This window comes from Methylophaga sp. OBS4 (assembly GCF_026319305.1).
Classification (GTDB): Bacteria; Pseudomonadota; Gammaproteobacteria; order Nitrosococcales; family Methylophagaceae; genus Methylophaga.
In genome coordinates this window covers 41,719-55,309 of the sequence record NZ_JAPDMV010000021.1, presented here as the reverse complement: position 1 = coordinate 55,309, position 13,591 = coordinate 41,719, and the positions used below count along the sequence as shown (strand labels likewise).

Annotated in this window: 13 protein-coding genes; all 13 read left to right on the top strand. The window is 50.2% G+C overall.

Features of this window, described 5'->3' with window-relative positions; all coding sequences use genetic code 11:
- A partial coding sequence (locus tag OMP95_RS08155) for an OB-fold nucleic acid binding domain-containing protein (RefSeq protein ID WP_266327742.1) occupies window positions 1–1,009 on the top strand: 1,009 nt, incomplete at its 5' end.
- 15 nt (window positions 1,010–1,024) lie between these two features.
- Window positions 1,025–2,689, top strand: a complete 1,665-nt coding sequence (locus OMP95_RS08150) for a GspE/PulE family protein (RefSeq protein ID WP_266327740.1) — start codon at window positions 1,025–1,027, stop codon at window positions 2,687–2,689.
- Between the two features lie 49 nt (window positions 2,690–2,738).
- Window positions 2,739–3,839, top strand: coding sequence for a PilT/PilU family type 4a pilus ATPase (locus OMP95_RS08145; RefSeq protein ID WP_416234637.1), 1,101 nt, complete (start codon window positions 2,739–2,741; stop codon window positions 3,837–3,839).
- A 56-nt stretch (window positions 3,840–3,895) separates the two neighbouring features.
- Window positions 3,896–4,852: an acetyl-CoA carboxylase carboxyl transferase subunit alpha gene (accA, locus tag OMP95_RS08140; RefSeq protein ID WP_266327736.1), complete on the top strand. Its 957-nt coding sequence runs from the start codon at window positions 3,896–3,898 to the stop codon at window positions 4,850–4,852.
- Window positions 4,853–4,989: 137 nt separating this feature from the next.
- Complete coding sequence (gene tilS, locus OMP95_RS08135) at window positions 4,990–6,321, top strand: tRNA lysidine(34) synthetase TilS (RefSeq protein WP_266327734.1); 1,332 nt, start codon at window positions 4,990–4,992, stop codon at window positions 6,319–6,321.
- An 85-nt stretch (window positions 6,322–6,406) separates the two neighbouring features.
- On the top strand, window positions 6,407–8,044 hold the full coding sequence (locus OMP95_RS08130) for a CTP synthase (RefSeq protein WP_266327732.1): 1,638 nt from the start codon (window positions 6,407–6,409) through the stop codon (window positions 8,042–8,044).
- Window positions 8,044–8,889 (top strand): 3-deoxy-8-phosphooctulonate synthase, encoded by an 846-nt coding sequence (kdsA, locus tag OMP95_RS08125; protein WP_266327730.1) that lies wholly within the window; start codon window positions 8,044–8,046, stop codon window positions 8,887–8,889. Before OMP95_RS08130 ends, kdsA begins: the two co-directional genes overlap by 1 nt.
- 46 nt (window positions 8,890–8,935) lie before the next feature.
- The gene (gene eno / locus OMP95_RS08120) at window positions 8,936–10,216 is read left to right on the top strand and encodes a phosphopyruvate hydratase (protein ID WP_266327728.1); all 1,281 of its coding nucleotides are present in this window, start codon (window positions 8,936–8,938) and stop codon (window positions 10,214–10,216) included.
- A 28-nt stretch (window positions 10,217–10,244) separates the two neighbouring features.
- Complete coding sequence (gene ftsB, locus OMP95_RS08115; protein ID WP_266327726.1) at window positions 10,245–10,520, top strand: cell division protein FtsB; 276 nt, start codon at window positions 10,245–10,247, stop codon at window positions 10,518–10,520.
- Complete coding sequence (gene ispD, locus OMP95_RS08110; RefSeq protein WP_266327724.1) at window positions 10,507–11,217, top strand: 2-C-methyl-D-erythritol 4-phosphate cytidylyltransferase; 711 nt, start codon at window positions 10,507–10,509, stop codon at window positions 11,215–11,217. The genes ftsB and ispD overlap by 14 nt, the downstream gene beginning before the upstream one ends.
- Entirely contained in the window at window positions 11,217–11,693 is a 477-nt protein-coding gene (gene ispF / locus OMP95_RS08105; protein WP_266327722.1) for a 2-C-methyl-D-erythritol 2,4-cyclodiphosphate synthase, read from the top strand. Before ispD ends, ispF begins: the two co-directional genes overlap by 1 nt.
- A gap of 2 nt (window positions 11,694–11,695) precedes the next feature.
- Window positions 11,696–12,796: a tRNA pseudouridine(13) synthase TruD gene (truD, locus tag OMP95_RS08100; protein ID WP_266327720.1), complete on the top strand. Its 1,101-nt coding sequence runs from the start codon at window positions 11,696–11,698 to the stop codon at window positions 12,794–12,796.
- A gap of 3 nt (window positions 12,797–12,799) precedes the next feature.
- Window positions 12,800–13,582, top strand: coding sequence for a DUF1223 domain-containing protein (locus tag OMP95_RS08095; protein WP_266327718.1), 783 nt, complete (start codon window positions 12,800–12,802; stop codon window positions 13,580–13,582).
- Window positions 13,583–13,591 lie beyond the last annotated feature (9 nt).

Genomic DNA, 13,591 nt, shown 5'->3' with positions numbered 1-13,591 from the left:
CCGTTATGGGCTGGGGGCGATTAAAGGGGTGGGCGAATCGGCGCTGGCCGGAATTGTGGCAGAACGTGAGCAAGGCAAGGCTTTTACCTCACTGTATGATTTCTGCCGACGGGTGGATATGCGCAAGATTAATCGCAGGGTGATGGAAGCATTAGTCAAAGCCGGTGCTATGGATTCACTCGGTGGCCACCGTGCCAGTCTACAAGCGAGTTTGACCCGGGCCATGCAGATTGCTGAGCAGCATCGCCGTGATCAGGACAGTGGTCAAAATGATTTGTTCGGCCTAGCGCCCGATAATGGCAGTGAGCAGGAAGAACCGCTGGAACCAGCCGCAGAGTGGACGGAAGAACAACTGCTGCTGGCAGAAAAAGAAACCCTGGGTTTATATCTGAGTGGTCACCCGATTGATCGCTATGAAGCCGAACTGGCTAACTTTGTCCCCAAGAAAATAAATGAGCTGGATGCGCCGGAATCCAAAGGTTATCAGCGTAATGAGAAACCGGTGTTAACTGCCGGCCTGATTGTGGCTATTCGCACCATGAAGTCCAAAAACGGCGGCCGCATGGCTTTCCTTACCCTGGATGATCAAAGCGGACGTCTGGAAGTACGGATATTTGCCGATGTATATGATCAGTACCAGCCGTTGATTCAGCCTGATAAACTAGTAGTAATACAAGGAAAAATTGGTCAGGATAACTTTACTGGTGGCCTCGCAGCCACGGCAGAGAAAGTCTATGATATGACTGGTGCCCGCGAAGTTTTTGGCCAGGCTCTGCAGATCAACATCGAAAACAGTGACGGTGGGCAGCACTGGATAGAGCCGCTTAAAACAACGCTAAGTCCGTTTCGTGGAGGCAATATGGCACTGGAATTAATGTACCAGAACCGGGATGCCAAAGCGTTGATCAACTTTGGCGAAGACTGGCAGGTGACGCCCAGTGATACGCTGCTCAATCAACTGAGCACACTTCCGGGAAGTCTTGCTGTTACAATGAGATACAAGTCCTAGCATAAGGAGCGCCGTATGTCCGCAAGTGAAGACAAACAGACGGTAACGGCACCGTTGCCGACTGACGACTTATCTGATGCACTTGATGCAGCCATGCTAGTCACCAAACCTATTCCCGTGAAGATTCAAAAAGCGGACGAATCGGGAACCCTCACAAAAGAAGAACGCAACCAGCGCAGCCTGGCAAACAGACTCGGCTTGCCTTTTGTACGGCTGCACAACTATGAATTTGATGAAAAAGTGCTGGGTATGATCCCTGCTGACTTTGCCAGAAAAAATGATGTGATTCCGCTACGGGTGAATAAAACGCATCTGCTGGTTGCGGTGGCCAGCCCGGTGGATCAGGATCTGTATCAGTCACTGAAATTTGTCACCGGTTTGTTTATTGATGTCACGGTTTCCCTTGAGGAAGATATCAGATGGGCAGTCAGAAAATTCTATGGTGCACAGGATGATGAGCTGGCACTGGAATCACTTAACAACGGCCACATCGATCATGAAGGCACACAGGAACTGGAACGCCTGAGTAGTGAGCGTCCTATCGTTCGCCTGGTCAGCAACATTCTTGTCGATGCGATAGAGCGCCGTGCTTCTGATATTCATATCAAACCGCGGGATAAAAATGTCGAACTGATTTATCGGATGGACGGTGTCCTGACCAATATCCGTTTTTTCAGTAAAACCCTGCTCCCCGCGGTGGTCAGTCGTATCAAAATCATTGGTGGAATGAACATTGCCGAAAGGCGTGTGCCGCAGGATGGCCGCTGTTGTGTCAAACATAAAAGCAACCCGGTTGATTTACGTATATCCATCATGCCTACGGTTGAGGGTGAGAGCGTGGTGATTCGCCTGCTGAACTCGCAGGTGGGGCTTAAGTCCGTTTCAGAGCTTGGCTTTACCTCTCACGATGAGGATGTATTCCGGGAGTTGCTGGGCAAAAGTAACGGCATATTCCTGGTTACTGGCCCTACCGGCTCCGGCAAGTCGACCACGCTTTATGCTGCGTTGGCAGAAGTTCAGAAGCAGAATGTAAACATTCTTACGGTTGAAGATCCGGTTGAATACCATATGGATGGCATTCAGCAGATACAGATCAATCATGCCACCGGTTACACCTTTGCGCGAGCTTTACGTAATATTTTGCGTCATGACCCAGATGTGATTCTGGTCGGGGAAATACGCGATGAAGAAACCGGCAAAATTGCAGTGGAAAGTGCTTTGACCGGTCACCTTGTGCTCAGCACGTTACATACCAATGACGCGGCAGGCGCGGTGACGCGTTTGCTGGAAATGGGGATCGAACCCTATTTGCTTAATGGCAGTTTGCTCGGAGTGCTGGCACAACGGCTGGTGAAGGAGAACTGTCCTCACTGTCTGCAACTGGAACCGGTTGACCCCTTGATCAGAAAAATATTGGAGGTGTCTGACAAGGAAATGTTTTATCGCAGTACTGGCTGTGACCACTGCAATGATACCGGTGTTGTGGGACGGATTGCCGTGTATGAATTATTGCAGGTGAGCGACACCATTCGGAAACATATACATGCTGAGACCTCTTCAGTTGATATTCATGACGAAGCGGTTAAAGCCGGTATGGTGCCACTGACCGACAATGCAATGGTACGTGCCAGGGCGAAACAAATTTCGTTGGCCGAAGTGTATCGTGTACGATTAGACTAGTGTTTACGGACCCTAATAATTTTGATCTGATGGACAAGAGGATTCCAGCGTGGATATGACACCGTATTTGAGACTGATGGCCGATAAAGAAGCCTCGGATATGTTCTTCTGTACCGGCACCGAACCCCATATCAAGATAGAGGGGGTGATTCGACCAGTGGGTACCCAGCGGCTGGCACCGGGTGATGTGAAGGAAATGGCCTATTCTTTAATGAATGAAGAACAGGCCAAAGAATTTGAAAATACGCTGGAAATGAATTTTGCCGTGCCCCTCAAAGGGGTCGGGCGTTTCCGGGTCAATATTTTCCGTCAACGAGGCGAATGTTCAATCGTTATTCGCTATATCAAAACCAAAATCCCGTCATTTGACGACATCAACCTGCCCACAATTTTGGGCGATGTGGTGATGGAAAAACGTGGTTTGGTCCTGGTCGTAGGGTCGACAGGTTCAGGTAAATCTACAACACTGGCGGCGATGATTGGCCACCGCAACCGTAATTCCAGCTCGCATATCCTGACCATTGAAGATCCGCTGGAATTTGTCCATCATCACGAACGCTCTATTGTTCAGCAACGTGAAGTAGGCATAGATACACTCTCCTATGCAAACGCGCTGAAAAATGCGTTAAGGGAAGCCCCGGACGTCATTCTGATCGGTGAGGTGCGTGATATGGAAACGATGAAACATGCCATAAACTATGCTGAAACAGGGCATTTGTGTCTGGCGACATTACACTCCAACAATGCAAATCAGGCTCTGGACCGCATTATCAACTTCTTCCCTGAAACACTGCATCGGCAATTGTTGATGGATCTGTCACTTAATCTCAGAGCCATCATTTCTCAGCGTCTGTTACCGACACAGGAAGGCGTTCGCGTGCCGGCCGTAGAGGTGATGCTGAACTCGCCCTACATTGCAGAATTAATCAATAAAGGTGATATCAGCGGTATCAAAGAAGCGATGCGTGACAGTAATGAAATCGGCACGATCACCTTCGATCAGGCGCTGATGAGCTTGTACAAAGCCGGCAAAATTACCGAACAGGAAGCGCTGCGCAATGCCGACTCACGTAACGACCTAAGCCTGGCTATTCGACTGGGCGCAGGAGCCGATGACAGCGACACGGAAGATGAACTGATCCTGAGCTGAGTTCCCGCTGTCTGCAACGTGTATAATTCGACAAATTTGAACCTAAGGTAAACCTGATGCAGTTACATTTCCTTGACTATGAGCAACCCATCGCTGAACTGGAAGCAAAAATTGATGAGTTGCGCTATATGAGTAACGACAGTGATTTGAATATCACTGAAGAAATTCAGAAGTTAAAGGAAAAGAGTGAATCGCTGACCAAATCCATTTTTGCATCACTGACGCCATGGCAGGTGACACAAATGGCCCGTCATCCTCAGCGCCCTTACACACTGGATTACATTAATCACATCATTACAGATTTCGAAGAACTGCATGGTGATCGCACTTATGGTGATGATGCGGCCTTGGTTACCGGGCTGGGTCGTCTTAATGGTCGGCCTGTTGCAGTGATTGGTCATCAGAAAGGACGTGATACTAAAGAGAAAGTCGCCAGAAACTTCGGCATGCCGCGGCCGGAAGGTTACCGCAAGGCTTTACGCATTATGAAAATGGCGGAACGTTTCGGTTTGCCGGTCATTACCTTTATTGATACGCCGGGTGCTTATCCCGGTATCGGCGCAGAAGAACGCGGGCAGAGTGAAGCGATTGCCCGCAACCTGTTTGAAATGGCGCAGTTGAAAACGCCAATTATCAGCACGGTGATTGGTGAAGGCGGTTCCGGTGGCGCCCTGGCCGTGGGCGTGGCCGACCATCTGATGATGCTTGAATACAGCATTTATTCGGTTATTTCACCCGAAGGTTGTGCCTCCATTTTATGGAAAAGCGCAGAAAAAGCCCCTGATGCCGCCGCCACTCTGGGGGTGACATCCACTCGTTTGAAAGAACTGAAACTGGTTGATGAAATTGTGCCGGAACCTCTGGGTGGCGCCCATCGCAATGTTGAAGAAACGGCGGCGCGTGTCAAAAACGCCATTGAAGCAAAAATCAAGGAACTGGAATCTCTATCCAGTGACAATCTGGTCAAACGCCGCCAACAACGTCTGCTCAGTTACGGCGAGTTTGAGGGGTAAGCCCCTGGAGATGTTGAGTTCAATTGTTCGATTATTTCTGGCGAATAGTGGGTCCTCTTTAACAGAAAATTATCGGGAGATTGGGCCAAAAAGCCTTGTTCACAGTAGATCAGTCTGTTTTTGGACGGTTTTCTAAAGTGGCGTTCAACCCTCAGCAACTGATTGTTGACCTGATTAAACTGGTTGCGGGCCGCCCGGCTTGTATTGCTTACAGTGGTGGCGTTGATTCGCATGTCTTGCTGCATTTGCTGGCCACTATTCATCATCCCCAACTACCCGAGCTCCGTGCTCTTCATATCGATCATGGTCTCCATCCCGATTCAGAAAAATGGGCCCGGCATTGTGCCGATAAAGCGCAAGCGTTGGGGATGGCCTTCGAATCGATCAAAGTCACGGTAGACAATATCAATGAATTGGGCCTGGAAGCCGCCGCCCGCCAGTCACGTTATCACGCTTTTCGTTTTGATCTGGCTGAAGGTGAAGTGTTACTCACCGCCCAGCATCAACAGGATCAGGCTGAAACCCTGCTGTTGCAATTACTGAGAGGTGCGGGGCCTACCGGTTTGTCGGCAATGTGGCCGGAATCGGATCTGGATGGCCTGACCATTATTCGTCCTCTGCTTTCCGTCAGCAAAGCTGACATTCTCGACTATGCGCAATTGCATCAACTGGATTGGATCGAGGACCCCAGCAACAGCGACAGTACGCTCAACCGCAATTATTTGCGCCATGAACTCTGGCCCTTGCTGGAGAAACGCTGGCCGTCTGTAACGCAAACTCTGAGTCGTTCAGCCGCCCATTGCCGCGAGACAGTGGCGTTGATGCAGGCACTGGCTGAACTGGACGCTGGAACGGTATGTAATGAAGGCTTTGACAGGTTATCTGTCAAAGCCTTGATGAGTTTGCCGGAACCCAGGCAGCGTAATCTGTTGCGCTACGTGATTGAGCAAAACAGACTGAGCCTGCCTTCCACCGCCGTATTGCAGCGCATTATTGATGAGGTGTGCAAGGCGGGTGAAGACAAAACACCGCTGGTGACCTGGCCTGGGGCTGAAGTCAGACGTTACCGGGACAGCCTGCATATCGAGTTTGCCCAAACTGAAGCATTGGACCTGGATGAAATCAAGCTGCAAGGCACCGGCGATGTCAGGCTGGCTGATAATCGTGTATTGAAGTGGCGATTGATGTCAGGTCAGGGGCTGAAAGAAAATGTCGTCAATGGCCGTTTGACGTTGAAATTTCGCGAAGGTGGTGAGCGCATCCGCTTGCAGGGACACTCGCAACACAAATCACTCAAACAATTGTTTCAGGAGTGGTCGGTGCCTCCCTGGCAACGCCAGCAGATTCCGCTGCTTTTCGTCGATCATGAACTGGTCGGGGTTGTCGGCTATGGTTATGCAGAACACTACGCGGCCGATATTGGTGAAAAAGGCTGGCTACCTTATCTGGTTCAACCAGATTTTCATTGAGCGATATCGGCAATTCTGATAATTTATACGCTATTTTGAGCGTAGCTATTCTGGCCGCGTCGTTTTTTATTGAACTCTCCAATATATGACTAAATTTATTTTTGTCACCGGTGGTGTTGTGTCGTCTCTAGGTAAGGGGATCACCGCGGCGTCACTGGCAGCTATTCTTGAAGCGCGTGGTTTAAAAGTCACTCTGGTCAAACTTGACCCGTACATCAATGTCGACCCCGGCACGATGAGTCCTCTGCAACATGGTGAGGTGTTTGTGACCGAGGATGGCGCTGAAACCGACCTGGATCTGGGCCACTACGAACGCTTCATTGATGCGGATATGACCAGCCGCAACAACCACACAACCGGTCAGATTTATGAAAATGTGATTCGTAAAGAGCGCCGCGGTGAATATCTAGGGAATACTGTTCAGGTTATTCCGCATATCACTGATGAAATCAAACGTTGTATTTTCGAAGGCGCGGATGATGCCGATGTAGCCCTGATTGAAATAGGCGGCACGGTCGGCGATATTGAATCATTGCCATTTCTGGAAACCATTCGGCAGATGGCGGTTGAACTGGGGCGTGATCGCGCTTTGTTCCTGCATTTGACTTTGGTGCCATATATTGCCTCAGCCGGTGAGATCAAAACCAAACCGACCCAGCACTCAGTAAAAGAGCTGCGCACCATCGGTATTCAACCGGATGTGCTGGTTTGCCGTATTGACCGTCCTTTACCTGAGTCGGAAAGACGCAAGATCGCGTTGTTTACCAATGTGCCTGAAAAGGCGGTTATCTCTGCCGTTGATGTTGACAGTATTTACAAGATTCCGATGGAACTGCACCGTCAGGGCCTGGACGATATTGTGGTAAAACAGCTGGGGCTGGAAGCAAAACCGGCCGATCTGAGCCAGTGGCAGCAGGTTTACGAAAACCTGAGCAATCCGCTGGGCGAAGTCGATATTGCGATGGTCGGCAAGTATATGGACCTGACTGAGGCCTATAAATCTCTGTCAGAATCCTTGATACATGCGGGAATCCATACGCGCACCAAAGTCAACGTGCACTATGTTGACTCGGAGCAAATAGAACAGCATGGTACAGATTGCATTGCCGATATGGATGCAATTCTGGTGCCGGGCGGTTTTGGTGAACGCGGCGTTGAAGGCATGATCCTTACTGCTCAGTATGCCCGTGAAAATAATATTCCGTACCTGGGTATTTGCCTGGGTATGCAGGTGGCCGTTATAGAATATGCCCGCCACAAAGCAGGAATGCCGCAAGCCTACAGTACCGAGTTCAATCTTAATACCCCGGATCCGGTTATCGGCCTGATCACTGAATGGCAGAAAGAAGATGGTAGTGTTGAACAACGCGATCATGATTCTGATCTGGGTGGTACCATGCGACTGGGCGGTTATCCCTGTATGCTGAAGCCGGGCAGTCTGGCACAACAAACCTATGCCGCCGATGAGATTGTGGAACGTCACCGCCATCGTTACGAATTCAACAATAATTACAAAGAAAAACTGGAAAAGGCCGGTCTGGTGTTCTCAGGCATGTCCAAAGACGAAAGTCTGGTGGAAATGATCGAAATTCCGGGACATCAATGGTTTGTAGCCTGTCAGTTCCATCCGGAATTCACCTCAACCCCCCGCCACGGCCATCCTTTATTTGAAGGTTTCATCAACGCGGCGAAAACAAACAGAGTTCAGCGAGGAAAGCAGTAATGCAGTTATGTGGTTATGAAGTCGGCGGCAAACAACCTCTTTTTCTGATCGCCGGCACCTGCGTTATCGAAAGTGAACAGATGACTCTCGATGTCGCCGGTCAGCTCAAGGAAATTACCGATCAACTAGGTATTCCGTTTATTTATAAATCTTCTTTTGATAAAGCCAACCGCACCTCCACCAAGAGTTATCGTGGCCCGGGACTGGATGCGGGACTTGCTATTCTGGAAAAGGTAAAAAAAGAATTTGGTGTACCTGTACTGACCGATGTGCATGAAGACACGCCGCTGGCCGAAGTCGCCAGCGTGGTGGATGTATTGCAGACACCGGCATTTTTGTGTCGCCAGACTAATTTCATCATCAATGTCGCCAGTCAGGGGTTGCCGGTCAATATCAAGAAAGGCCAGTTTCTGGCGCCGTGGGATATGCAGCATGTGGCCGAAAAAGCCAAATCCACCGGTAATCAACAGATCATGCTGTGTGAACGCGGCACTTCTTTTGGCTATAACACTTTGATCTCGGACATGCGCGCGCTGCCGCAGATGCGTGCCATGGATTGTCCAGTAGTGTTTGATGCGACTCACTCGGTACAACAGCCCGGTGGCCAGGGCGGCATGTCTGGTGGTCAGCGTGAGTTTGTGCCGGTACTGGCACGCGCGGCGGTGGCTACCGGTGTGGCAGGCGTATTTATGGAAACCCACCCCGAGCCGGAAAAAGCGCTGAGTGATGGCCCGAATTCATGGCCATTACACAAAATGGCGGCATTACTGGAAACATTAAAAGCAATCGACAGTATAGTGAAACAGCAGGACTATATTGAAGACGAATTACTCGCTGGCAGATAAGTCTAGCGGTAAAGGCTTTTATACTGAAATAACCTGGAGCAAAGCAATGAGCAAAATCATTGATGTACGTGCACGGGAAATTCTTGATTCCAGAGGCAACCCGACAGTAGAAGCCGATGTCATTCTTGAAAGCGGCGCCATGGGGCGAGCTGCTGTGCCCTCAGGCGCCTCTACCGGCGAACGGGAAGCGGTCGAACTGCGTGATGGCGATAACCGCCGTTATCTTGGCAAAGGTGTGCTGAAAGCTGTCGCTGCCGTCAACGGTGAATTACGGGATGCCGTAATGGGCATGGATGCCGGCCAACAACGTCTGTTGGACGACAAGCTTATTGCTACTGACGGTACGCCTAATAAAAACCGTCTCGGTGCGAATGCATTACTGGCTGTCTCATTAGCGACTGCCCGCGCGGCCGCAGTTGATTCAGGTAAGCCGCTGTATCAATTTCTTGCTACCGAACCTGCCACTGTTATGCCGGTACCGATGATGAATATTATCAACGGCGGCTCACATGCCGATAACAGCGTCGATTTGCAGGAATTCATGATTGTGCCGGTCGGAGCCGGCAGTCTTGCTGAAGCCGTCCGTTACGGCGCTGAAGTGTTTCATGCGCTGAAAAAAGTGCTGAACCAGCGCGGTCTTAATACCGCCGTGGGGGACGAAGGTGGTTTTGCCCCTGATTTGCCGTCCAACGAAGCGGCTATTGAAGTGATTCTGGAAGCGATTAAGCAAGCCGGCTATCAGGCAGGCAAGGACATTATGCTGGCGATTGATGCGGCGAGTTCTGAGTTTTATCACGACGGGCAATATGTGCTGGCTTCTGAAAACCGCTCGTTGAGCTCAGCAGAATTTGCCGATTTGCTCGCTGCCTGGGTGGAACAATATCCGATTATCAGTATCGAAGATGGTATGGATGAGAATGATTGGACGGGCTGGAAACTGCTCACCGATAAGATCGGCGACAAAGTGCAATTGGTGGGCGATGACTTGTTTGTCACCAATAAAGCTATTTTGCAGCAAGGCATAGAGCAAGGAGTCGCTAATTCGATTCTGATCAAAGTCAATCAGATTGGCACCCTGACCGAGACTCTGGATGCGATTACACTCGCGAAGCAGGCGGGTTATACTGCGGTGATCTCTCATCGCAGTGGTGAAACTGAAGATACCACTATTGCTGATCTGGCTGTGGCTACCAATGCGGGTCAGATTAAAACCGGCTCGCTGTCACGTTCGGATCGCGTAGCAAAATATAATCAACTTCTTCGAATTGAAGCAGAGCTGGGCACTGCCGCCCGTTACCGTGGCTTAGAGGCTTTCAAGCTCAATTGACCTGCTGGCTGTTATGATTAAACCTGTCATGATTTTACTTACAGTGTTGTTAATACTGTTGCAGTATCGCCTGTGGTTCAGTCATGACGGCCTGCCTTCTTTGCTGAGACTTCATCATGCCGTTGAAAAACAGCGCGTGGATAATGCGATATTGGAAGAGCGCAATCAAGTGCTGACAGCAGAGGTGCAGGATTTGAAAAGTGGGCTTGATGCGCTGGAAGAACGTGCCCGCAGTGAACTCGGTATGGTCAAGCCCGGTGAAACCTTTTTCCATGTCATAGAAGACAGTGATGAGCAAAACTGATCGCGTCTGGGCTGTGGTGCCGGCCGCCGGCATCGGCAGCAGAATGCAGGCAGACAAGCCAAAACAATATCTGCAACTTGAAGATAAAGCCGTTTTGGCCCACACGCTGGAGAGACTGGCCAGTCACCCCGAGATTGAAGGTATTGTGTTGGCCTTGGCCGAGCAGGATCCCTGGTGGCCACAGTTAAACTTGTCCCTGGATTGTCCCTTGTTAATCGCTGAAGGCGGCGAGGAACGTGCGGATTCGGTGCTGAATGCCTTAGCGCTTTTGCAGCAATATGATGCTGATGACCCCTGGGTGATGGTGCATGATGCGGCAAGACCCTGCCTGCGCCATGTTGATATCGATCGTATGCTTGCAACACTGCGCATGCATGAGGTCGGCGGTATTCTGGGGATTCCGGTGACTGATACGGTTAAACGGGTCACTGCTGATAATACCATTGAAGAAACGGTGGATCGCAAAGGCCTGTGGCGTGCGGCGACACCGCAGATGTTTCGTCTTAACCTGCTCAAAACGGCTTTGCAGATGGCTGCTGAGCAGGGCGAGACAGTGACTGACGAAGCCGGGGCAATCGAGTTGGCTGGCTGGCAGCCGATGATGGTGGAAGGGCACAGTGATAATATTAAAATCACCGTGCCGCAGGACCTGGCGCTGGCGCATTTATTCCTGCAACAGCAGCGTGGAGAAAAATAATGCGAATCGGCCATGGTTATGATGTACATCGTTTTATCGCAAACCATCCTTTGGTTATCGGCGGTGTGACCATTCCATACAGCCATGGTCTAGAAGCGCATTCTGATGGTGATGTACTGATTCACGCGGTTTGTGATGCTTTGCTTGGTGCTGCTGGTTTGTGGGATATCGGTCATCACTTTCCGGATGATGATGAGGCTTTCAAGGATATCGACAGCCGTATTCTGCTGCGGCGGGTAGTGAAAGATTTAAGCCAGCTAGGCTGGGTTATCAACAACATTGATGCCACTATTATCGCGCAGGCACCCAAACTGGCACCTTATATCCCGGATATGCGTCAGCTGCTGGCTCAGGATTTGAACATCGAGATATCTGCTATCAATATCAAAGCTACGACTACAGAGAAGCTGGGCTTTGCCGGTCGCAAAGAGGGTATCGCCGCCCATGCCGTCACTTTGCTGAAAAAGGCTGGTTGAACTTGAGTCAATTTGATTTTTCTGTTTTGGCGCGTGCCAATCCGGCAGTTTTAAACTGTAACGCCTCTATCCGGAACCAAACCGAACATTTTCAGGTTGATGAACAATTGCCATTTGAGCCTGAGGGGCAGGGTGGCCACGTGATGTTGCGGATCCAGAAAACACATACCAATACTGACTGGCTGGCAAAACAGCTGGCCTGCTTTGCCAACGTGGCCGAAGTGGCTGTGGGTTTTGCCGGCATGAAGGATCGCCATGCCGTGACCACACAATGGTTCACTGTCAACATGGAAGGAATGGAAGAACCGGACTGGTACCAGTTTGATAGTGAAAACTGGCAGATTAAACAACTGACCAGACACAATAAAAAACTTAAACGCGGTGTGCTGTCAGGAAATCACTTTAAAATTACGCTTGCCGACCTGCAGGGTGAGCAGCAGCAATGGCAACAGAATCTGCAGCGCATTCAACAACAAGGTGTGCCCAATTATTTTGCCGAGCAGCGTTTTGGTCATAATCATGCCAATCTCGAGCGTGCTGATGCCTGGTTTCAGGGGGCGAAGGCACCGAAAAAAAGGCAACAGCGCAGTATCTATCTGTCTGCGGCGCGTTCCTGGTTGTTCAATCTGGTGCTGTCGAAGCGGATTGAAAAAGGCAATTGGAATCAGATTATCAGCGGTGACGTGATGCAGCTTGCCGGCACACACAGCAGCTTTTTTGTTGCAGATGAACAGGACGAAGATTTAGTTGAGCGACTGCAAACATTTGATATTCATCCGACAGGCCCCCTCTGGGGACGGGGTGAGGCTCTGACCAAACTCAGCAGCCTGAAACTGGAGCAACAAGTTCTGGAAGCATGGTCAAGCTGGCAGCAGGGATTGGAAAAAGCAGGTCTGAAACAGGAACGTCGTGCATTACGCCTGTATCCGGAGCAGTTAACATGGCAGTTCACAGACACCACTCTGGAGTTGGCGTTTTATCTGCCAGCCGGCAGTTATGCAACCGCGGTATTACGAGAGCTGGCACAGATCACCGATGCCAGCCAGCGGAACTCTGTTTCTGCACCACCTTTCTCAGTAGTAGGGGCTTTGAGAGAGGACTGAATCATGCTGAAAATCAAGCAATATCTGCTGTTGGGGCTATTGGCTTTGTTCTTGCCACCGATAGCTGTAGCAGAGGAATGGCAAGCCCAAAGCACTGACAAACAACTGGCGGTGATGGAGTTGTTTACCTCCGAGGGCTGCGGATTATGTCCGGCGGCGGATCGTTGGGTGCAGCGACTGCCGCAGCAAGGTATTACGGAAGAGCAGTTGATCGTTTTGGGGTTTCATATCGATTATCTGAACGATGCGAAAGGCTGGATAGATCGTTTCGCCAAACCGTTGTTTTCCGAGCGTCAGCGGCAACTGGCGAGGTTGAACCTGTATCAGACCGTGTTTACCCCGGAAATTTTTATCAGTGGTGAAGTGGTGCATAACTGGCAAAAACACGGCATTGACGTGATCGAGTTCGTCAACAGCTTTGCGCCGATAGCTCATATCAAGTTGAATGTCGAAAAACAGGCATCACAACTTCATGTCAGCAGTAAAATCAGTGTTAGCGGTGATGAGAATCGGGATTATTCAAAACTCTATCTAGCCATTACCGAAGATAATATCGTCAGCGAAATCCATGGTGGTGATAATATAGGCGCGATTTTTAATCACCAGAACCTGGTTCGTGCCTGGCTGGGACCTTTTGATCTGGATAAAGACGGTGAGACGGAACTGAACACTCAAATCGCATTGGATCAAGACTGGGATCTGAACAATCTTAAACTGGTAGCCGTGGTACAGAATCTCTACGATGGTTACGTCCTTCAGGGGCTGTCTTTGCCTCTTTCCAATTGAATAGAAAGC

Excerpts from the sequence above, each read along its gene's own strand:
- OMP95_RS08150 (WP_266327740.1), top strand. The coding sequence starts at position 1,025 with ATGTCCGCAAGTGAAGACAAACAGACGGTAACGGCACCGTTGCCGACT.
- accA (WP_266327736.1), top strand. The coding sequence starts at position 3,896 with ATGCAGTTACATTTCCTTGACTATGAGCAACCCATCGCTGAACTGGAA.
- OMP95_RS08130 (WP_266327732.1), top strand. The coding sequence starts at position 6,407 with ATGACTAAATTTATTTTTGTCACCGGTGGTGTTGTGTCGTCTCTAGGT.
- kdsA (WP_266327730.1), top strand. The coding sequence starts at position 8,044 with ATGCAGTTATGTGGTTATGAAGTCGGCGGCAAACAACCTCTTTTTCTG.
- eno (WP_266327728.1), top strand. The coding sequence starts at position 8,936 with ATGAGCAAAATCATTGATGTACGTGCACGGGAAATTCTTGATTCCAGA.
- ftsB (WP_266327726.1), top strand. The coding sequence starts at position 10,245 with ATGATTTTACTTACAGTGTTGTTAATACTGTTGCAGTATCGCCTGTGG.
- ispD (WP_266327724.1), top strand. The coding sequence starts at position 10,507 with ATGAGCAAAACTGATCGCGTCTGGGCTGTGGTGCCGGCCGCCGGCATC.
- ispF (WP_266327722.1), top strand. The coding sequence starts at position 11,217 with ATGCGAATCGGCCATGGTTATGATGTACATCGTTTTATCGCAAACCAT.
- OMP95_RS08095 (WP_266327718.1), top strand. The coding sequence starts at position 12,800 with ATGCTGAAAATCAAGCAATATCTGCTGTTGGGGCTATTGGCTTTGTTC.